The sequence below is a fragment of the Pseudomonas sp. R3.Fl genome (assembly GCF_023516765.1).
GTDB classification, from domain to species: Bacteria; Pseudomonadota; Gammaproteobacteria; order Pseudomonadales; family Pseudomonadaceae; genus Pseudomonas; species Pseudomonas citronellolis.
This window is the reverse complement of sequence record NZ_JAMGSO010000001.1, coordinates 6,827,752-6,848,148: the sequence shown is the minus strand read 5'-3', so window position 1 is coordinate 6,848,148 and position 20,397 is coordinate 6,827,752. Positions and strand designations below refer to the sequence as shown.

Sequence of the window (20,397 nt, the reverse complement as noted above, 5' to 3'; positions counted from 1 at the left end):
TCATGGTTACAAGCGCGCTGGTCAACCCGATGCAATCGATAGTCAGAACGCATGAACATAACCGGTCAGGTCGAATGCAAACGGATGTGCAATTCCGTGCCTTAGGCCCCCACCAAAGGTTTCCCCTAGCCGCCTGGGGGAAATTCCCGTCCGGCATGGGAATCGCTCCGATTCATCCCCCATGCCGCCTCCCCTAGGCTTCCGGCAGCAGAAATCCTCCCGCTAGCCTCCTCGCCCAATAAATAACAAAAATCTCATATTTTGATTATTTTACTTAACAATATTGAAACAACCGAAGATTCCATGACAAAAATCTCCCACGGCCGTTGACCGGAGGCACCCACTGCCCTCCGCGACGCCCGGTTACCCGACAAGAACAACGAGCTCGATGTGCTTGGCCATCTGCCTTCACCCCTATCAGGAGCCAGTAACCGTGTCCCCTCTCACCCAGCCCCGGAAAACCCGCTACACCTACGAGTGGTACGTCGTATCGGTGTGCATGGTCGCCTACATCTTCTCTTTCGTGGACCGCCAGATTCTCTCGCTGATGATCGAACCGATCAAAGCCGACCTGCAGATCAGCGACACCCAGTTCAGCCTGCTCAGTGGCATGGCGTTTTCCCTGTTCTACGCCTTCATGGGCATCCCCATCGCCTGCCTGGCCGACCGTTCCTCGCGCGTGCGCATCATCGCCGCCGGCATCGCCTTCTGGAGCCTGGCCACCGCGGCTTGTGGCCTGTCGAAAAACTTCCTGCAGATGTTCCTTGCCCGCATGGGGGTCGGCGTCGGCGAGGCCGCGCTGACGCCTGCGACCTATTCGATGCTCAGCGACATGTTCCCCCGGGAGAAGCTCGGCCGCGCCCTCGGCCTGTATTCCATGGGCGCCTTCCTGGGCGGTGGCCTGGCGTTCCTGGTCGGCGGCTACGTGATCGACCTGCTGCGCGGCGTGCCGAGTATCGAACTCGGCCCGTTGGGCACGGTGCGCTCCTGGCAGCTGACCTTCTTCATCGTCGGCCTGCCCGGGCTGCTGGTCGCCCTGCTGATAGCCCTCAGCGTCCGCGACCCCAGGCGGCCGGCCCAGCCGCTGGTCCAGGGCAAGGCCGCGCTCGGCGACGGCCTGCGCTTCATCGGGCTGCACCGGCGCACCTTCGCCTGCCACTTCATCGGCTTCTCCTTCTTCGCCATGTGCCAGTACGCCCTGCTCAGCTGGACCCCGGCGATGTACATGCGCAAATTCGGTCTCTCGCCCGTCGAGGCCGGCTACATCCTGGGCACCATCCTGCTGGTGCTGAACACCGCGGGCGTGTTCTGCGCGGGCTGGCTGATCGATGTGCTGCAGAAGCGCGGCCACCATGACGGCGCCCTGCTCAGCGCCATGCTCGGCGCCGCCTGCATGCTGCCGCCGGCGCTGGCCGCCGTGCTGGTGGACGACCTGCGCTGGTCCATCGCTCTGCTGGCGCCGGCCATGTTCTTCTGCGCCTTCCCCATCTCGACTTCCGCCGCCGCCATGCAGGTACTCACCCCCAGCCATCTGCGCGCGCAGGTTTCCGCTCTGTTCCTGCTGGTGTCCAACCTGGTCGGGCTTGGCGTGGGCACCACCCTGGTGGCCCTGCTCACCGACCAGTTCTTCAAGGACCCGAAGGCCGTGGGCTCTTCCGTAGCCATCATCGTCACCTTCGCCGCCGTGCTCTGCGTGGGCCTGCTCGGCCGCGGCCGCCGGCACTTCCGCAACAGCCTCCTGCGCCAGTCCGGCGCCGCTGAACAGGCGCAGGAAAGCCACGGGCAGGCGCTGCCGGCGAACCCCGCCCTGCGCTGACACTCCCCGCACGACCACCACCCATCGATCCGCCGTCCCGCCCGGGGCGGTGGCCGGCGACCTGCGCCCTGCAGCGGCCAGCGCGCCCTCCCCCACTTGCCAATGGGCCCGGCCTCGCCGGGCCCGAGGAGAACCGCACATGCAGCTTCGTCATGCCCTTCGCCCCTGCCTCACCCTGTGCGCCGCCAGCGTCCTGGCCCCACTCTGCGCACGGGCCGAGTTACTGGCCGACGGCAACCTGGAAACCACCCTGCGCAACTTCTACATGCTCCGCGACTACCGCCAGGACGACGCGCCACAGTCCCAGGCCGGCAGTTGGTCGCAGGCGGTCCTGGCCCGCCTGCGCTCCGGCTATACCGAAGGCACCGTCGGCATCGGCCTGGACCTGACCGGTCTTTACGCGCTCAAGCTGGACGGCGGCAACGGCACCAGCAACGACGGCAGCCTGCCCTACGATCCACGCACGGGCGAGCCTGCCGATGACTTCGGCCGTGCCGGCGCGACGCTGAAGCTGCGCTACTCCCAAAGCACCTTGAAGGTCGGGCTACTGGAGCCGAGGCTGCCGGTGATCTTCCAGGATGACGTCCGCGTGCTGCCCCAGACCTTCCAGGGCGTGCTGCTGGAATCCCAGGAGCTGCAGGGGTTCAAGTTCACCGCCGGGCAACTGTGGAATACCAGTAGCCGGGCCTCCAGCAACCGCGAGTCGTTCTACCTGGCCGGGCACCCGGCGAGCGAAGACAGCAACAAGCTGAACTTCGCCGGGGTGGACGCCAAATGGGGCCCGCGGCTCGCCGCCAGCTACTACTTCGCCAACCTCGAAGACATCTACGACCAGCACTACCTGGGCGGCACCCTCAACCAGCCGCTGGGCCAGGACACGAGCCTGATCGGCACCCTCAGCTATTTCCACAACGGCGAGTCCGGCCGCGCGCTTTCCGGGCGCATAGACAACAGCGCCTACGGCCTGCGCCTGGGCATCCGCCACGCGGGCCACACCCTCTCGGCGAGCTACCAGCGCATGCTCGGCGAAGACATGTTCCCCATGCTGCTGGGCTCCACGCCGCAGCCCTACCTGGTCAACTGGGTCACCAACGGCGGTTTCTTCTGGGCCGGCGAACGCTCCTGGCAAGTGCGCTACGACTATGACTTCGCCAGCCTCGGCCTGCCGGGCCTGACGCTGATGACCCGCTATACCAGGGGCAGCGACATCCAGCGTGTCGCCGCAGCCGACGGCCATGAATACGAGCGTGACAGCGACATCGGCTACAGCATCCAGAACGGTCCCCTGAAAAACCTCTCCTTCCTGCTGCGCACCTCTACCGTCCGCAGCAGCTACGCCAGCGACTACGACGAAGTCCGCTTCATCACCAGCTACCCGCTGAGTTTCTGAACACCCCGAAAAAAGCGGCCGCCCAGCGAACCGGCGGCCGTTTCACCAAAGGCGGCCCCACGGGCCGGGTTCGCGATGCTAGAACGGCACCGCCACGATCAGTTGGCTATAGACATTGGTGCCGTTGCCGCCGACCTGGTTGCCGCCGTTGCTCTCGTCCTTGTCCGGACGATAGAGCCCGACCAGCGGCGTGACGATCAGGTGCGGGTTGACTGCCCATTCGACGTACAGGTCCAGCTCCCGGGCATCGAGGTTCAGCGCATCGCGCTTGTGCAGGGTGTCGAAGTCGAAGTACAGCACCCCAACGCTCAGGTTCTCCAGCGGCGTGGCCTTCAGGCCCAGGTGCTGGATGGCCGTGTTGCTGTTGAACGGGCCCGCGTAGTTGGAGGCCACTTCCCCCTGGAACCAAGTGCCGTAGCCGGTGCTGAAACCGTTGAACATCGAATCCCAGCCCTCGGAATAGCGGCTGTAGCGGTAAGTCAGCTTGGGCGACCAGGCGACGTCGGCGAAGGTGTAGCCCGCCTCGGCGTACCAGGCCTTCTCGTTGCCGGCGTCCTTGTCCTGCCAGGCGTATTCGAAGGCGAAACTGGCGTTCTCCACGCCGGCGTCGCCCTCGCCGCGCAGGCTGTAGATGTTCATTCCCTCGCGCTGCTTCTGGAAATCGCTGGCCCACTGGTCCACGACATCGATGCCGTGGACCCAGGTCAGGCCCAGGGTGCCCGGCTTGGCGGTGTAGTCCAGGGTGCCCGCGGCCAGTTCGGTCTCGGCCTGGGCGCGGTTGTCGGACTTGAGCCACTGGAGGCTGCCATGCAGGCCATCCTGGCCGCCGATGCGGACCACCGCGGTCCGGTCGAAGGCATGGCGCGCGGCGATGTAGTAGGCGCCGCCCCGGTTCAGCTTGCCGTCGGCCGGCCCGCGTCCCAGGTTGGGACCATCGTCGTTGATGATGAAGCCGCTGCCGAGCTTGACCACTTGCCGGCCGAAGGAAACGTCCAGCCCGTCCTGGCCGAGCGCCGGGAACATCCCGGCGGAGCGCCAGCCCAGGTAGGCGTCCTCGATCTTGGTGGTGCGTTCGGAACCGTCGGTATTGCCTGCGGCATCGCCATCGCCCCAGGTGCCGGAACTGACCAGGCTGAAGGCGCCATAGGCGCTGCCGGCGCTCCCCAGCCCCTGGTCCGCGCTCAGGCCATACTTGATGAAGCCTTCCCGCCAGGTGCTGCCGCCGCTCGTGCCGTCGTAGTTCTTGCGGCTGTTCAGCCAGCCGTAGACCGCCAGGACGTCGGCGTTCAGGTGGGTATCGTCGTCGGCGTACAGCTCCAGGGCGTTGGCCTGGCTGGTGAGACTCAGGGCGAGCGCAAGCCCTCCACCGAGGGTTCGGTAGATGTTTCGATGATGCATGATGCTCCTTCTTCGCCTTGGGAAGGCTGTTGTTGTTTTTCGGTTGGAGCGTGCGCCGGCCCTGCGCAGGCCGGCGCACGAGACTCAGCGACAGGCCTGGAGGGCGGTTTCCAGGGCCGCGGCGATCATTCCCGCCTCGTCGGAGGAGAGCGTCAGCGGCGGCGAAAGGATGATCTTGTTACCCACCGGGCGGACCAGCACCCCTTCCGCCCGGGCGGCGTCGGCGATGCGGGCCGCGTGCCCCGCGGCCGGGTCGAGTGGTTGCCGGGTGCGCTTGTCCGCCACCAGGTCGAGGGCGATCATCAGGCCCTTGCCGCGCACCTCGCCGACCACGTCGAAACGCTCGCTCAGCGGCTGCAGCTTGCCGATCAGCTCGGCCCCCACCTTCGCCGCGTTCCCCGGCAGGTCCTCGGCTTCGACTATGTCCAGCACCGCCAGGGCGGCGGCGCAGGCGGTCGGATGGCCGCTGTAGGTGTAGCCATGCATGATCACGTTGGCGAAGCCGGGGGCGTTCTCGATCGCCTCGGCGATGCGCTCGTTGAACACCGTGGCGCCCAGCGGGATGTAGCCGGCGGAAATGCCCTTGGCCAGGCACAGGATGTCCGGCGCCACGCCCCAGCCACGGCTGCCGAGCAGGCAACCGGTGCGGCCGAAGCCGGTGACCACCTCGTCGGCGATCAGCAGGATGCCGTAGCGGTCGCAGACTTCCCGCAGGCGCTTCCAGTAGTTGTCCGGCGGCACTATCACCCCGCCCGCGCCCTGCACCGGCTCGGCGATGAACGCGGCGATGGTGTCCGGGCCCAGGAAGGCGACCTGCTCCTCGAGCTGGCGGATGCAGTGCTCCGTCAGTTGCTCGGGGTCGCGGCAATCCCAGGGGTTGCGGTACAGCCAGGGGGTGTCGAGCAGGTGGCAGCCGGCCAACAGCTGGCCATGGTTGTAGTGGTAGACGCCATTGCCGCCCACGGAAGTGCCGCCGACATGCACGCCGTGGTAGCCGTTGCGCAACGAGAGAAAACGCACGCGGCCGGGTTGGCCGGCGGCGATCCAGTACTGCCGGGCCATCTTCAGGGCCGTTTCCACCGCATCCGAACCGCCGGAGTTGAACAGCACGCGGGCCATGCGCTCGCGGGCGAACAGCGCGGTAAGGCGCTCGGCCAGGTCGAACACCCGGGGATGGGCGATGCCGTCGAAGGTCTGGTAGTAGGCCAGCTCGTCGAGCTGGGCGGCGATGGCGGCCTTCACCTGCGCACGGTTGTGCCCAACGTTGACGTTCCACAGGCCGCCCACGCCATCCAGCAGGCGGTTGCCGTCGATGTCGGTGATGTAGTTGCCGTCGCCGCGGGCGATGACCAGCGTCTTGGCCCGGTTCGCCGGCGCGGACGAGCTCATGGGGTGCCAGAACTTCTTCTGTGCGGTCTTGTATTTTTCGTACATGGCTTCGATTCTCACGGGTTTTTGCGTACGTACAGGAGCTGCTGGGCGGTGTACTCCAGCAGGCCCTCCAGGCCGAACTCGACGCCGAAACCGGACAGCTTGCAGCCGCCGAAGGGCGTATTCGGTTGAATCTGCGCGTGGCAGTTGACCCAGGCCACGCCGCTTTCCAGGCGCGCGGCGAGCGCCTGCGCCTGCGCCGCCTCCCCCCAGACCGAGCCGCCGAGCCCCACGTCGCTGGCATTGGCGCGGCGCAGGACATCCTCGACATCGGTGTAGGCGATCAGCGGCAGCACCGGGCCGAACTGCTCCTCGTCGACCAGGCGCTGGCCATCGGTGACGTCGGCGACTATGGTCGGGGCGAAGAAGAAGCCGGGGCGCTCCAGGCGCTCGCCGCCACACAGCACGCGCGCGCCCTGGGCCCGGGCATCCTCGACCAGCCCGGCGACCAGCTCGAGCTGCTCGAGGTTCTGCACCGGCCCGAAGGTCACGCCGGGTTCGAGCCCGTCGCCGACCACCTGGCGCCCGGCAATCGCCACCAGCGCCTCGGCGAACGCCTGGTACTGGGACTCGTGCACGTAGAGCCGCTTCAGCGCCGCGCAGGTCTGGCCCATGTTGAGGAACGCGGCCTGGAAGATGTCCGCGGCGATCGGCTCGACCGGCGTGCCCGGCAGCACGATGGCGGCATCGTTGCCCCCCAGCTCGAGGGTCAGGCGCTTGAGATTGCCGGCGGCCTCGCGCATGACGCTCTGGCCGGTGGCGGTGGAGCCGGTGAAGACGATCTTGTCGATGCCCGGATGGCGGGCGATGGCACTGCCGAAGCCGCGCTCGCCGGTGACGATGTTGATGACGCCCCTGGGCACGTGACGAGCGATGATCCCGACCAGGCGCAGGGTGCTCAAGGGCGTCAGGCTGGAAGGCTTGCTGACGACGCTGTTGCCCGCCCGCAGGGCCGGCATGATGTGCCACACGGCGATCATGAACGGCCAGTTCCAGGGGGTGATCGAGGCCACCACGCCCAGGGGCTTGCGGTGCAACTCGACGCGCTGCGCCGGCGTCTCCTCCACCAGCTCCACGGGAATCTCCTGCTCGGCGCTGTAGCGCGTCCAGGCCACGCCGCCCATGACCTCGGAGATGGCCAGCTCCAGCGGCTTGCCCTGCTCCAGAACGATGAGCCTGGCCAGTTCCCCGGCTTCCCGTTCGATGTCGTCGGCAATCCGTCGCAGGCATTCGCGCCGCTCTTCATGGGTGCTGTGCCGCCACTGCCCGAAGGCGCGGCGAGCGGCTTGCACCGCCTGGTCCAGCTGGCCGAGGGAACCGGCCGGGCACTGGGCGAATGGCGCGCCCGTGGCAGGGTTGGTCACGTCGAAGTGACCGTTCTCGCCCGTTACCCAGGCACCGTCGATGAGCATGCGATAGTCGTACATATGAACCTTCCCTTCGCCCACCGGCGGATCGCTCCGCCCGGTGGCTACTGGTCTTTCGTGGTGGGAGATATCGACGCGGGTCGCGCCTAGAGCTTGTGGCTGCCCAGCGCCTGGAAGCGCTCGGGCGAAATCCTGCGCAAGCGCGCCGCCAGCAGCACACCGGCGATCAGCGCCACCGGGATGACGGCGCACAGCGCATAGGACAGGGCCTTGCTGGAACCGGTGAGCACATCGAAATGGATCACCGCGATGGCCAGCACGAACAGCAGCGCCAGGCAGGAGAAAGCCGGCAGGATGCGGCCGCGCAGCAGCCCCAGCGGAATCTCCGGATGGCGCCAGAAGTAGGCGAACACCGCTGCCGAGGTCAGCGCCATGAGCAGGATCAGGCACAGCGTCGCCAGGCTGGAGAACCAGGCGAAGAGCTGCAGGATCGGGTCCGCATCCATGGCGGCGAAGATCAGCACCACCACCGCGGCGATCAGGCTCTGCAGGGCCGAGCCCATGTGCGGGCTCTGGTGGATGCGGTGGGTGGTGCCGAGCATGCGGTGCAGCAGGCCATCGCGGCCGATGGCGTAGAAATAGCGCGCAGCCGAGTTGTGGAACGCCAGCAGCCCGGCGTAGATGCTGACCATGAACAGCACGCGGATCACCTTGGTCAGCTCGGGGCCGACGAAGTGGTCGGACATGCCGTAGATGAAGGTGGTCGGGTCCCCCAGCGCCTGCAGGGTCGCCACGATCTTGTCGGCGCCCACGCCGACCACCATCGACCAGATCGACAGCGTATAGAAACAACCGATCAGCAATACCGAGGCATAGGTGGCCACCGGAATGCTGCGCTGCGGATCCCGCGCCTCTTCGCCATAGATGGTCGTGGCCTCGAAGCCGATGAAGGCCGCGAAGCAGAACAGCAGGCCGATGGAAGGCGTGCCGCTGAAGACATGCTCGGACTTGAAGGAATCCAGGTTCACGCCGGCATCGCCGCCCGACTTCAGAATGGCGAAGTCCAGGGTGAGGATGGCCAGGTATTCCGCGACCACGATGATCGACAGCACCCGCGCGGAGAGATCGATCTGGCGATAGCCGAGGACCGCGATGCTGGTCATCGCCAGCAGCGAGTAGCACCACCACGGCAGTTCCACGCCGAAGACGCTGGCCATGGTGCCGGCCACCACCCCGCCGAACATGCCGTACAGGCCGACCTGCAGGATGTTGTAGGCGAACATCGCCAGGACGCCCGCGGCGCCACCGGCGAGGCCACCCAGCCCGCGCGAGGAAAACGCATAGAAGCCGCCGGCATTGGTCACATGTCGCGCCATGGAGGTGTAGCCCACCGAGAACGCCAGCAACACCAGCAGCGTCAGCACCAGCAACGCCGGCGTTCCGGCGCCGTTGCCAAGCATGATGCCGATGGGGAAGCCGCCGGCGATGACACTCAGCGGGCTGGCGGCGGAAACCACGAAGAAGATGATGAAACCGACGCCTAGGGCGCCGCGCCTCAGCTCTGTCGAGCTGCTGATCTGGGACATGGGTACGCTCATTTTCTTGACCTTGTTATATGAGGCAGTCGTTAGGAAAACACGGAGAGACTGCAGCGCTCTCACCAACCAACGAACTTCTTGTTCTAGGCCTGCCGACGACCGACGGGTCACTCAGGGCTCACTGGCAAGACTGATGCTAGGCCGACCCTGCACGGGGTGTTATCCCAAATCGGCAGCATCGAATGCCACGCCCCAATGTGGATCACGCCGATAGCTCCTCAGTCCCGGCCTGCCGATTCGGGATAACCCGGTAACAGCCTGCGCCCCTACCATCTCCCCGCGCCGATCTCCCGGACGGGAGCCTCTGTCGCACACCAACAAGAACAACGAATCGACCAATGCGATAAGCGATGATCCAGGCGGACATGGCAGCCCCTCCTCCGCTCCCCGCATCATCGCCCCGCCCAGGAGACCAAGCCATGCCGGTATTGCGCCTCAGCGCCCAGTGGCGGATCAGCGTGCTCAGCGGATGCTGTTTGCTTGCCGTGGTTGCCAGCCTGCTCGGCGCCACGCTGTACCAGGCCCAGCGCAATGCCAGCCTGCTCGAACGGGAAAGCACCCGCCTGCTCTCGGAAGCCGCACACGCGCATCTGCAGGCGAGCGCCACGCTCCAGGGCTTGCGCGTGGAGCGTTTTCTCGATGAGACCAGGCTCTACGCCGAAGGCTTCGCCAAGCAGCTGCTGCAACTACGGGAACAGGCGCTCGTCGGCCAGCTCCCCAGCGAGGCCCTGCGCCGCCAGATCGTCTCCAGGACCCATGAGGCGCTAAGGGAAAAACCGCAGCTGCTGGGCATGTACGTGGTCCTGCAAGCCAATGCCCTGGACGACCAGGACTCGCGCTTCGTCGATCAACCCGCGGCGGCAGGCAACGAAACCGGCCGCTTCGCCCTCTACTGGTCGCAGAGCAAACCCGGCCAGCTCGTGCAGGCGGTGCTGAACGAAACCAACATCACCGCCAACCATGCCCCTCCCGGCAGCGAGGCGGAAAACGCCTGGTTCACCTGCCCGCTGCAGAGCGGGCAGGCCTGCGTGGTCGAGCCCTATGCGGTCGAAGTGGAAGGCCGCAAGACGCTGATGAGCAGCATCGCCCTGCCGCTCGTCCAGGACGGCAAGACGCTCGGGGTGGTAGGCATCGACATCAGCCTGTCGACGCTGCAGAAGATGAGCGAAACCCTCAGCGCAAGCCTTTACCAGGGTCAGGGCGAGGTCAGCATCCTTTCCGCGGGCGGCCTTCTGGTCGGGCACAGCAGCGACCCGGAGGGGCTGGGCAAGGCCCTCGCCGCGGATGCCGACAGCACCGAAGCGATCGATATACGACAGCCGCTGCAAGTCCCCGCGGCCCGCCCCTGGACCCTGCAGATACGTGTGCCCCAGGCAGTGCTGCAAGCCCCCGCGCTGCAGCTGCAGGCACAGCTGAACCGGCAGAACCTGCAGGCGACGTGGATGAGCCTGGGGCTGGGCGTCCTCGCCAGCGGCGCGGGCCTGTTGCTGATCTGGTTCGCGGCCCGTGGCGTCACCCGCCCCCTGCTGCAGGTGGCCGACATGCTGGATGCCATCGTCGACGGCGATGGCGACCTCACCCAGCGCCTGCCGAACAGCCGCGGCGATGAAATCGGAAGACTCGCCAGCGGCTTCAACCGCTTCCTCGACAAACTGCAGCCCATCATCGGCGAGATCCAGAAAGCCGCCTTGCACACCCGTGAAACGGCCGACCGCTCCGCGCTGATAGCCGCACAAGTCAACGACGGCATGCAGCGCCAGCATCAGGAAGTGGAGCAAGCGGCCACGGCGCTCCACCAGATGAGCGTCAGTTCCCAGGACGTGGCGCACAGTTCGTCCCGCACGGCCCAGGCCGCGACGGCGGCCGAGGAAGCCAGCAGAAAAGGGCTGGTGGTGTTCGGCAAGTCGGCCGACAGCATCGCGGCGCTGGACCGGGGGCTGGAAAGGACCCTGGCGGACGTGCGGGCGCTCGCCCACAGCAGCAGCCAGATCGGGCAGGTCCTCGACGTGATCTGCAGCATCGCCGAGCAGACCAACCTGCTGGCGCTCAACGCCGCCATCGAAGCCGCGCGCGCCGGCGAGCAGGGCCGCGGCTTCGCGGTGGTCGCCGACGAAGTGCGGCAGCTGGCCAGCCACACGCAGAATTCCGTGGGCGAAATCCGCGAGGTCGTGGAAACCCTGCAGCAGCTCAGCGAGCAGGTCACCGGCAGCATGCGGCTCAGCCGGGAGCAGGCGAACCAGAGCGTCGCGCTGGTCGACGAAAGCCACGCGGCCCTGCGCACCATTGGCGACGCCGTCGAGGTGATCGACTCGATGACCCAGCAGATCGCCAGCGCAGCGGTGCAGCAGAGCTCGGCAAGCGAGGAGATCAGCCGTCGCGTGAGTGGCATCAGGGATATCAGCGAAACGCTCATCGCCCAGGTGGAAGAGTCGTCACGCATCGGCCGCTCGCTGCATGACATGGCGAACCAGCAACAGCGCCTGGTGGAGCACTTCAAGACCTAGCCCCCGCTTCGCCGTCTGGACGTGCGCTGCCTGGCCCTGGGCGGGGCGCGGAAGACGTGCTCGCGGGTCGATGTGGCGAGTTGAAGTGGCGCATGCCGGTTCATCCTGGCAATCACAAACAACGACTTGTCTGCCAGCGGCAATTCTTCCACGGCAAAAACCGCTTGAATCCGGATCCGGGAACTGGCTGCGGACCAGCCAGGCACCGAGCGACGGAACCTGTCCCCACATCAACGGATGTCATCGCCATGAAGCACCTGGTTTGCCTGCTTGCCCTGCTCGTCTGCACCGCCGCACATGCCGAACAGGTTCTGCGCGTCTACAACTGGAAAGACTATTTCGACCCTGCCGTACTGGAGGACTTCCACGAGCAGACCGGCATCCGCGTGGACTACCACGCCTTCACCACTACCGACGAGTTGCTGCAGACCATGGCCGGCGGCGACGCCTATGACGTCGTCGTGCCGTCGCACTTCATGCTCAAGCAATTGCTGGCGCAGCACCGGCTGGCGGAAATCGATAGCCAACGGCTGGCGCATTACCAGGAGCTCGATCCCTGGGTGGTCTCCACGCTGGCCGGAATCCCCGGGGCCAACCAGCATACCGTCCCCTACCTGTGGGGCTCCATCGGCTTGCTGGTCAATACGCAGGCCGCGCAGGCCACCTACGGCGCGCCACTGCCCAACAGCTGGAGCCTGCTGTTCGATGAGCAGCAGGCGAGCCGGCTGGCCCGTTGCGGCATCGGCATGCTGGATGCCGCCGAGGAAACCGCCTCGCTCCTGCTCAACTACCGCGGCCGGAGCCTGTCGAGCAGCAGTGGTCGTCAAATAGAACGCACCCTGCAGAGCCTGCAGCCGATCGCCGGGCAGTTGCACTCACTGAACAACTGGAGCTACATCGACGATACCGCCGCCGGCAAGCTCTGCCTGACCATGAGCTGGAGCGGGCACGCCATCCGCGCCATGGAAAAGAACCCCCGGCTGGCCTACCTGATTCCAGACGAAGGCGCCGCGATCTACATCGACACCCTGGCCATACCGGCCAATGCCCCGAACCCGGCGCTGGCCTACCGCTTCATCGACTTCCTGATCGCGCCGCAGAACGCCATCCGCAACGCCCGGGCGACTCGCTTCTACGCCCCTCTTCCCAGCGCCTCTCCAGCCATGCAGGCACTGCTGAAGAACGCTCCCGGCCAGGTTCTGAACACCGAACAACGACGCCGCAGCTACCTGCTGGAAACCCTGGCAGCGGATCAACGGCAATCGCTGGATGCGGCCTGGCAACAGATCAAGGCCAGGCGGAACTGACATAAACGCTGCGTGTATTCACACCGCCGTAATGGCCTGGGCACTGCGATAGCGGCCGGGGCTCATGCCGGTCCACTGGCGGAAGGCGCGGTGGAACGCACTGGGCTCCTGGAACCCACAGCGGATCGCTATCTCCGTGATGCTCAGGCTGACATCGTTGAGGTAGTCGAACGCCAGCGCCTTGCGTACCTCATGCTTGAGCACCTGATAGGAAAACCCTTCGCGCTCCAGCTGCCGGCGGAATGCCGATTCGCTCAATGCGAAGCGCATGGCCATCTGTGCCTGCGAAGGCCAGTGCAGCTCGGTGCTGTCCTTGAGATGACGGTAGACCTTTGCGGACAGTCCGGAACGGTTGCGAAAGCGCACCACCACGCCCTCCGGGGCCTGGCGCAGGAACTGCTTGAGCCCGGCGAAGTTGCGCACCACCGGCAGGGCAAGCTGGGCGGCGGCGAACTCCACTTCGGTGCGCGCACAATCGAACTGGATCCAGGGGCCCCAGAGCAAGGGATCGGCGCCATGGGGCGGCCGCGGGTGGCCGAACCGGGTCCGCTCCAGGGTGATGCGCCGCCCCACCAGCCAGCAGGCCACGCCGATGACCATGCTCAGGTAGATTTCCTCGGCGACGCCACGCAGGGTCGCATCTTCGATGCGCACCTGCAGCACGATGGCGGCGCGGTTGCCGCGCAGCTCCAGGTGGGCCCGGATATCCCGCAGGAACAGGTTGAACCCCGCCAGGCATTGGCGCAGCGCCCGCCCCAGGTCGGGTTCGAGCAGCACGCTGCGGCAGATGATGGCGAAGGCCCCGCGTGGCATGCCGCCCGAATCGAAGGCGAAGAACTCATCCCCCAGCTCCTCGGTGAGCGATAGCCACAATCTCGTGACCGCATCGGCCGATATCCGCTGCTGCGGGTTATCCAGCGAGCCCGGATCGATACCGGCCGCGGCCAGCAATTCGCGCACTCGCTGCGGGCGGTCGGCCAATCGGTGCAACGCAGCCTTCACGAAGTACGCCGCCACCGAGTCGCTCTTGCGCAGCCCGCCGGCCCCGGCCTCATCTTTGCTCATCATCGGCTATATCCAAATTCGTCAATGTGCGTTGCGCAATTCCGGCATAGGAGCCCGGCCGCCCTCCCCCCTAGACTTGCGGCCAGCAAGCCAGGAGCCCTTCCCATGCACGTACCCGAGGTCTTCGCCGTCAGCGTGGCTCGCGGCCCCTTGCGGCGCGCGGCGGGTACCGCACAGGGTGTTCAGCCGCGCATTCCTAGCATATCCAGGGCTGCCCGCATAAGCCGCAGGGCGGCTTCTCGCACAGCACGGATGGCTGTCCGCCGGCTCTGGCGCAACGCTGCGCGAGCCTCGAACGCTTGCCGATCGTCCCTCACGAACTCCATTTCCGAGAACCGGCCATGAACCACTACCGAGCCCCCCTGCGCGATATCCAGTTCCTGCTCAACGACGTCTTCGACGCCAACGCCCAATGGGCCGCACTCCCCGGGCTGGGCAACAGCCTGGACACCGACACCGCCAGCGCCATCCTGGAGGAGGCCGGCAAGCTGGCCAGCGAAACCCTCGCGCCGCTCAACCGCAGCGGCGACGAGGAAGGCGCCCAGTGGCGCGACGGGGTGGTGAGCACGCCGGCAGGCTTCAAGGCCGCCTACGCCACCTATGCCGAGGGCGGCTGGGTCGGCCTCTCCGGCAACCCGGACTTCGGCGGCATGGGCATGCCGAAGATGCTCGCCGTGCACGTCGAGGAAATGCTCTACGCGGCCAACACCAGCTTCGCCCTGTATTCGGTGCTCAGCAGCGGCGCCTGCCTGGCCATCGACAGCCATGCCAGCACGCAGTTGAAGCGTCTGTACCTGCCACCGATGTACGAAGGCCGCTGGGCCGGCTCCATGTGCCTGACCGAAGCCCACGCCGGCACCGACCTCGGGCTGCTCCGCACCCGCGCCGAGCCCAATGCCGACGGCAGCTACGCCATCAGCGGCAGCAAGATATTCATCACCGGCGGCGAGCAGGACCTGACCGAGAACATCATCCACCTGGTGCTGGCCAAGCTGCCCGACGCGCCGGCAGGGCCAAAGGGCATCTCGCTGTTCCTGGTGCCCAAGGTGCTGGTCGGCGAAGACGGCTCGCTCGGCGCGCGCAATGCCGTCAGTTGCGGCTCCATCGAGCACAAGATGGGCATCAAGGCCTCGGCTACCTGCGTGATGAACTTCGATGGCGCCACCGGCTGGATGGTCGGCGAGCCGAACAAGGGACTGGCGGCGATGTTCACCATGATGAACTACGAGCGCCTGTCCATCGGCATCCAGGGCATCGGCTGCGCCGAGGCGTCCTACCAGGCCGCCGTGGCCTACGCCCGCGACCGCCTGCAGAGCCGCGCCCCCACTGGCCCGGTGGCCAGGGACAAGGCCGCCGACCCGATCATCCACCACCCCGACGTGCGCCGCATGTTGCTGACCATCAAGGCGCACACCGAAGGCGCGCGCGCCCTGGCCACCTACCTCGGCGCCCAGCTGGACACCGCCAAGCATGGCGCCGACGCCGGGGTGCGCGCCTCGGCGCAGGCCCGGGTCGCGTTGCTGACGCCGGTCGCCAAGGCCTTCTTCACCGATACCGGGCTGGAAAGCTGCGTGCTCGGCCAGCAAGTCTTCGGTGGCCACGGCTACATCCGTGAGTGGGGCCAGGAGCAACTGGTGCGCGACGTGCGCATCGCGCAGATCTACGAGGGCACCAATGGCATCCAGGCCCTGGACCTGCTCGGGCGCAAGGTGCTCGCCGATGACGGCCAGGCGCTCGGCTCCTTCCTCGCCGAAATCCACGACTACGCCGCCGGGGTAGCCGTGGTCCACCGCGACAGGCTGTTGGACGCCGTGCGGCTCCTGGAGGAGACCAGCGACTGGCTGCGCGACCGGGCCGCCGGGGACCCGCGCCAGGTGGGCGCCGCCTCGGTGGAATACCTCCACCTGTTCGGCTATGTCACCTATGCCTACCTGTGGTCGAGGATGGCCAGCGCGGCGCAGGCCAGGCTGGCCGACGAGCCGGACTTCCATTCGGCGAAACTGGCCACCGCCCACTTCTTCTTCGAGCGCCTGCTGCCGCGCATCGAGGGCCTGAGCGTGTGCCTGAGCGGCGGCGCCGAGAGCCTCTACGAACTGGCCGCGGAGCAGTTCTAGCCAAGGCCTCCCCCCATCGGCCACCCGCCCATGGGGGGATGTGCCTGGCGCGCTTTTGCGTACCTTGGCCTGGCACCGCGGTGCATTCGCTGCCAATCCAAGGAATTTCCCATGACAAGAAAAACAGTAACGGTATTCTCGGCCACCGGCGTGGCGGGCACTGCCTGTGTCGAAGAACTGCTCGCCCAGGACCTGTTCAACGTCCGCGTCCTGCTGCGCCAGGGCGACACCCCGGAAAAGTCCTCGCTGGGCCTTTCGCAGCCCAGCGCCGAGAAGCAAAGGAAATGGTCGGACTGGCAGGCCCGCGGCGTCGAGCTGCGCGCGGCGGACACCGGCAGCGTGGAGTCGCTGATCCCCGCCCTGCTCGGCACCGACTACCTGGTGTCCTGCGTCCCGCTGTCCGCCACCGAGTCCCAGTACCCGCTGATCCATGCCGCGCGCGAGGCTGGCGTGGAGCGCTTCGTGCCGTCCGAATTCGGCTTCATCTACGAGTGGGAGTCGCGCCAGACCAAGCTCACCGTGCACAGCCGGATCGCCCGGCAGAAGGTGTTCATCCAGCGCATGATCGAGCTGGCGGGCCTGGACTACACCATCATCCCGGCCGGCCTGTGGCCCGAGTACTACATGCTGGAACCGGTGGGCATCATGGGCGACGGCACGCAGAAGTTCTCCTGGTCCAGCGGCAGGGACCTCGGGCGGATCATTCCCCACGTGCTGGCCCACCCGGCCTCGCGCAACGCAATCTGCCCGGTGGCGGCCACCGCCTACTGCAGCTGGAACGAACTGCTGGAGGGGCGCGAGCGCGTGCTGGGGCGCAAGGTCCAGCGTCGCTACATGGACAGCGCACAGTGGCAGGCCGCCTACGACGAGGCGCCCGACGGCCCGCTGAAGACCATCCTCGGCATCGGCGTCGCGGCCACCGGGCAGCCCGAGGGCATGCCGCTGTGGGCCAACTGGAACGGCCTGTACCTGCCGCAGTTCAAGGGCACGCCCCTGGATGAACTGTTCACCGGCTACATCGAACCGTTCACCGCGGCCCTGAAAGAGACGGTCGGCTGAGCCGCCGGGCACTCACCCTCAAGGCCCCTTCCCCCTCTCGTCAGGAACATCCCCATGCTCACCCATGCTCGCTGGCTCATGGGTACCGCCGCCCTGTTCAACTGGTCGGTGGTATTCGGCTTCCTCTTTCTCAACGGCCTGCTGACCCGGCTGCTCGATCTCGCCCCGTCCACGGGCACCAACCTGGCCATGCGCGACCTCGCCCTGGTGCTCATCGCCACCTTCGGCGCCGCCTATCTCTACGCGGCATTCGACCCGCTGCGGGGCCGCCCCTACATCGCGCTCGGCATCCTGGGCAAGGCGCTGGTGGCGCTGGCCATGTTCGCCCACTGGGCGCTGGGGAACATCGGCTGGCAACTGCCGGCCCTGGTGATGGGCGACGTGATCTACAGCCTGCTGTTCATCCACTTCCTGCGCCGTCACTGAACCTCGCCCAAGGGCGGGCCCTAGGCCCGTCCCAACGCTTGCGTTAAAGTGCCAGGCGCGCCCACCGCGCCTGGCACAACAAAAATAAGCAGGCCCAAGCCGTGTTGATTACCAAACTTCTGCCACCGCGCTACCACCACGCCCCGCTGTTGCGCCAACGCCTGCTGGAGCGCCTGAACAATGTCGCCTACCAGCCGCTGATCCCGCTGCGCGCCCCCGGCGGCTTCGGCAAGACCACGCTGCTGACGCAATGGCGCAAGACCCTGATCGAGCAGGGCCACAAGGTCGGCTGGATCAACCTGGACGAAACCGACAACGAGGAAAACCAGTTCCTCGGCTACTGGGTCGCCGCCCTCAAGCAGGCCGACTGCCCGGTGCCGCAGCAACTGGTGGACACCTACGAGCGCGGCCGCCCGGAAACCCTGGACAACTTCCTCACCGTGCTGGTCAACGTGCTGGCCGAGTTCGAGGCCGAGCTGTACCTGATCCTCGACGACTACCACTGCATCGACAATCCTCGCCTGCACGAACTGCTCGGGCGGATGGTGAAATACGCCCCGGCCAACTTCCACCTGGTCATCAGCTCGCGCACCGAGCTGCCGGCCTGCCTGGAGGACGTGCGGCAGAAAAGCCGCGGCAACGAGCTCAACGTGCGCAGCCTGCGCTTCTCCGAGAGCGAGACCCAGGCCTTTCTCAGCGAACGGATGAAGGAGCCGGTCAGCGCCGATTCCTGCCGCGCCCTGTTCGAAGCCACCGAGGGCTGGATCGCCGGCATCCAGATGCTGGTGCTGTCCAACGAGCGCAAGGACCCGGACTTCGCCGACTGGGCCAAGGGGCTCTACCCCCTGGCCGAGACCATCCTGGAAAACACCCTGAGCGACCTGCCACGCGAGACCCAGGACCTGCTGCTGCAGCTCTCCGTGCTGGATCGCTTCAACGTCGAATTGTGCGAGGAAGTGCTCGGCGTGCGTAACGCGCAGCACATCCTCGAAGGGCTGGCGGCCGACGGCCTGCTGCTGGTGCCGCTGGACCACGACGAGAAGTGGTACCGCTTCCATGCGCTGTTCGGCGAACACCTGCGCCAGCGCCTGGCCCGGCGCGTGGTGAGCAGCCTCGGCGACCTGTACCAGCGCGCCAGGCACTGGCTGGACAGCGACGGCCCGCAGCAGCGCTCCAACCTCTCCGCCTTCCTGCGCGAGTGCCGCAGCGAACTCAACGCCATCGACCTGCCCTCCTTCCACTACCGCGCCAGCCTGTGGTTCGAGCGGCACGGGCACCTGGTCGAGGCGGTGCACCACGCCCTCGCCTCGGAGGGCGAAGAACGCGCCTACGACCTGATCGACCGTTGCGTGATGACCGTCCTCGCCACCGGCGACTTCAACACCATCCTGGCCTGGACCGACAAGGTGCCGGCGGCGGAGCTGGCCCGCCGCTGGCACCTGCGCGTCGCCCGCTTCTGGGCCCTGGTGCTGGGCGGCCTGCACCTGCAGAACGCGCGCCAGGAACTGCGCGAGCTGCAACAGGCGGTCGGCATCGAGGGCGGCATCAGCGCTTTCGAGTACCAGGTCTGCCTGCGCACCTTCGACGCCCTCAGCGGCAACAGCCTGTCCGCCCTGGAACTGCTCAACCACTGGCCGCCCAGCGGCGACGTCTACCACAACGGGGTGGCCTGCAACGCCCTGATCTACGCCCTGGCCAGTGCCTCGCGCTACGACGACCTGCCCAATATCCTGGCCCACCACCCGGAGCCGCCGCCCAGCGCCACCCGCGGGCTCACCTATGCCTACCGGCAGTCCTTCATCGGCTGGATCCAGTTCCTCAAGGGCAACCTCGCCCGCGCCACCGCCAGCCTGAACGAAGCGCTGTTCCGCCTGGACGAACGCTTCGGCCGGCGCTCGGCGCCCTCCTGCGTGGTATCCGGCTACCTTGCCGAGACGCTGTACGAGAGCAACAACCTCGACGCCCTGAAGAGCCTGCTCAGCGGCCGCATCGAGGTGATGAACGAGCGGGTGTTCTTCGAAAGCTACCTGCGTGCGTTGCTGGCGGGGGCGCGCCTGCTCTATCTGCAAGGCAACGGCGACGACGCCTACGAACTGCTGGAGCGCCTCCACCTGTTCGGCCGCAGCACCGGTCTGCAGCGGCCGATCGCCGCGGCCCTGGCCGAGCGCATCCGCCTGCTGCTGCTCGACGGCGACCTCCAGACCGGCAAGCGCCTGCAGGCCGAGCTGGACGCCCTGGCGGGCCGATACGGCGCAGCCCTGACGCCCGCGGCGATGGGCAGCACCTTCGATATCCCGGTCCTCGCCATCCTCTCGCGGGCGCGCATCGCCCTGGCCGAGGGCCAGGCCCCGGCGGCGCTGGACGAACTGGAGCGGCTGCAGGGCCTGACACCCGACGTGCGCCTGGACTACCACGTCAAGGTACAGCTGTTGCGCTGCCTGGCGCTGTACCAGCTGGAAGACCCCGCCTGGGCCGACGCGCTGCTGGCGCTGCTGGAAGTCAGCGCCCGCTGCCAGATGCTGCGCAGCCTGTGCGACGAGCTGCCGGAATCGAAGCGGATGCTGGAGGAAATGAGCGGAAGGCTGCCCTCCTCCGCCCTGGAGGAACACCTGGCGCAGGTCCTCGGCGGCTTCCGGCAGGCCAGGCCGGAGCAGCCGGCCCGCCAGCAGTCCGAGTACAACCTCAGCGGCCGCGAGCAGGACATCCTCGACCTGCTGGTGCAGGGCATGCCGAACAAGCGCATCGCCCTGGCGCTGAACATCTCGGCGGAAACGGTGAAGTGGTACCTGAAGAAGCTGTTCGCCAAGCTCAACGTCAGCGACCGCGTGCACGCCATCGACAAGGCGCGCCGCGAGAAGCTGGTCAGCGACAAGAGCCTGGGCTGAGCGCCCCGCAGGCAAAGAGGAAAAGCCCCGGGCGCAG

The 20,397-nt window shown here is 66.9% G+C and carries 13 protein-coding genes and 1 pseudogene; 9 read left to right on the top strand and 5 right to left on the bottom strand.

Going from position 1 to position 20,397, the window contains the following annotated elements; translation table 11 throughout:
- The first annotated feature begins 388 nt into the window (after positions 1–388).
- A complete protein-coding gene (locus tag M8R19_RS30240; protein WP_502943032.1) occupies positions 389–1,816 on the top strand; it encodes a spinster family MFS transporter in 1,428 nt (475 codons plus the stop codon).
- Between the two features lie 139 nt (positions 1,817–1,955).
- On the top strand, positions 1,956–3,206 hold the full coding sequence (locus tag M8R19_RS30235; RefSeq protein WP_249919800.1) for an OprD family porin: 1,251 nt from the start codon (positions 1,956–1,958) through the stop codon (positions 3,204–3,206).
- A 78-nt stretch (positions 3,207–3,284) separates the two neighbouring features.
- Here M8R19_RS30235 and M8R19_RS30230 read toward each other — a convergent pair whose 3' ends face one another.
- The 4 genes from M8R19_RS30230 to M8R19_RS30215 all read right to left on the bottom strand — a co-directional run bounded on the left by M8R19_RS30230 (position 3,285) and on the right by M8R19_RS30215 (position 8,988).
- Positions 3,285–4,604 carry an alginate export family protein gene (locus M8R19_RS30230; RefSeq protein ID WP_249919799.1) on the bottom strand — a complete coding sequence of 440 codons (1,320 nt, stop codon included), beginning with the start codon at positions 4,602–4,604 and terminating at the stop codon, positions 3,285–3,287.
- 84 nt (positions 4,605–4,688) lie between these two features.
- Entirely contained in the window at positions 4,689–6,038 is a 1,350-nt protein-coding gene (locus M8R19_RS30225; protein ID WP_249919798.1) for an aminotransferase class III-fold pyridoxal phosphate-dependent enzyme, read from the bottom strand.
- Between the two features lie 11 nt (positions 6,039–6,049).
- Entirely contained in the window at positions 6,050–7,462 is a 1,413-nt protein-coding gene (locus tag M8R19_RS30220) for an aldehyde dehydrogenase family protein (RefSeq protein WP_249919797.1), read from the bottom strand.
- An 86-nt stretch (positions 7,463–7,548) separates the two neighbouring features.
- Positions 7,549–8,988, bottom strand: a complete 1,440-nt coding sequence (locus M8R19_RS30215; RefSeq protein WP_370686646.1) for an APC family permease — start codon at positions 8,986–8,988, stop codon at positions 7,549–7,551.
- A 362-nt stretch (positions 8,989–9,350) separates the two neighbouring features.
- Between M8R19_RS30215 and M8R19_RS33600 the strand changes: the two are divergent.
- The 3 genes and pseudogenes from M8R19_RS33600 to M8R19_RS30205 all read left to right on the top strand — a co-directional run.
- Positions 9,351–10,646: pseudogene (locus M8R19_RS33600) on the top strand (methyl-accepting chemotaxis protein); the annotation flags it as partial.
- Positions 10,647–10,748: 102 nt separating this feature from the next.
- Positions 10,749–11,504, top strand: coding sequence for a methyl-accepting chemotaxis protein (locus M8R19_RS33595; protein ID WP_370311588.1), 756 nt, complete (start codon positions 10,749–10,751; stop codon positions 11,502–11,504).
- Positions 11,505–11,752: 248 nt separating this feature from the next.
- Positions 11,753–12,811, top strand: a complete 1,059-nt coding sequence (locus tag M8R19_RS30205) for an extracellular solute-binding protein (protein ID WP_249919795.1) — start codon at positions 11,753–11,755, stop codon at positions 12,809–12,811.
- A gap of 18 nt (positions 12,812–12,829) precedes the next feature.
- Here M8R19_RS30205 and M8R19_RS30200 read toward each other — a convergent pair whose 3' ends face one another.
- On the bottom strand, positions 12,830–13,846 hold the full coding sequence (locus M8R19_RS30200) for an AraC family transcriptional regulator (RefSeq protein ID WP_074979697.1): 1,017 nt from the start codon (positions 13,844–13,846) through the stop codon (positions 12,830–12,832).
- Between the two features lie 371 nt (positions 13,847–14,217).
- Here M8R19_RS30200 and M8R19_RS30195 point away from each other — a divergent pair, with 371 nt between their 5' ends.
- The 4 genes from M8R19_RS30195 to M8R19_RS30180 all read left to right on the top strand — a co-directional run bounded on the left by M8R19_RS30195 (position 14,218) and on the right by M8R19_RS30180 (position 20,360).
- Positions 14,218–15,990 (top strand): acyl-CoA dehydrogenase C-terminal domain-containing protein, encoded by a 1,773-nt coding sequence (locus M8R19_RS30195; protein WP_249919794.1) that lies wholly within the window; start codon positions 14,218–14,220, stop codon positions 15,988–15,990.
- Between the two features lie 111 nt (positions 15,991–16,101).
- Positions 16,102–17,049 carry an NmrA family NAD(P)-binding protein gene (locus M8R19_RS30190; RefSeq protein WP_074979505.1) on the top strand — a complete coding sequence of 316 codons (948 nt, stop codon included), beginning with the start codon at positions 16,102–16,104 and terminating at the stop codon, positions 17,047–17,049.
- 54 nt (positions 17,050–17,103) lie between these two features.
- Positions 17,104–17,475, top strand: coding sequence for a hypothetical protein (locus M8R19_RS30185; protein WP_249919793.1), 372 nt, complete (start codon positions 17,104–17,106; stop codon positions 17,473–17,475).
- Positions 17,476–17,576: 101 nt separating this feature from the next.
- Entirely contained in the window at positions 17,577–20,360 is a 2,784-nt protein-coding gene (locus tag M8R19_RS30180; RefSeq protein ID WP_249919792.1) for a winged helix-turn-helix domain-containing protein, read from the top strand.
- Positions 20,361–20,397: the final 37 nt, after the last annotated feature.

Coding starts and splice junctions, on each gene's coding strand:
- M8R19_RS30240 (WP_502943032.1), top strand. CDS start 389: ATGTGCTTGGCCATCTGCCTTCACCCCTATCAGGAGCCAGTAACCGTG.
- M8R19_RS30235 (WP_249919800.1), top strand. CDS start 1,956: ATGCAGCTTCGTCATGCCCTTCGCCCCTGCCTCACCCTGTGCGCCGCC.
- M8R19_RS30230 (WP_249919799.1), bottom strand. CDS start 4,604: ATGCATCATCGAAACATCTACCGAACCCTCGGTGGAGGGCTTGCGCTC.
- M8R19_RS30225 (WP_249919798.1), bottom strand. CDS start 6,038: ATGTACGAAAAATACAAGACCGCACAGAAGAAGTTCTGGCACCCCATG.
- M8R19_RS30220 (WP_249919797.1), bottom strand. CDS start 7,462: ATGTACGACTATCGCATGCTCATCGACGGTGCCTGGGTAACGGGCGAG.
- M8R19_RS30215 (WP_370686646.1), bottom strand. CDS start 8,988: ATGTCCCAGATCAGCAGCTCGACAGAGCTGAGGCGCGGCGCCCTAGGC.
- M8R19_RS33595 (WP_370311588.1), top strand. CDS start 10,749: ATGCAGCGCCAGCATCAGGAAGTGGAGCAAGCGGCCACGGCGCTCCAC.
- M8R19_RS30205 (WP_249919795.1), top strand. CDS start 11,753: ATGAAGCACCTGGTTTGCCTGCTTGCCCTGCTCGTCTGCACCGCCGCA.
- M8R19_RS30195 (WP_249919794.1), top strand. CDS start 14,218: ATGAACCACTACCGAGCCCCCCTGCGCGATATCCAGTTCCTGCTCAAC.
- M8R19_RS30190 (WP_074979505.1), top strand. CDS start 16,102: ATGACAAGAAAAACAGTAACGGTATTCTCGGCCACCGGCGTGGCGGGC.
- M8R19_RS30185 (WP_249919793.1), top strand. CDS start 17,104: ATGCTCACCCATGCTCGCTGGCTCATGGGTACCGCCGCCCTGTTCAAC.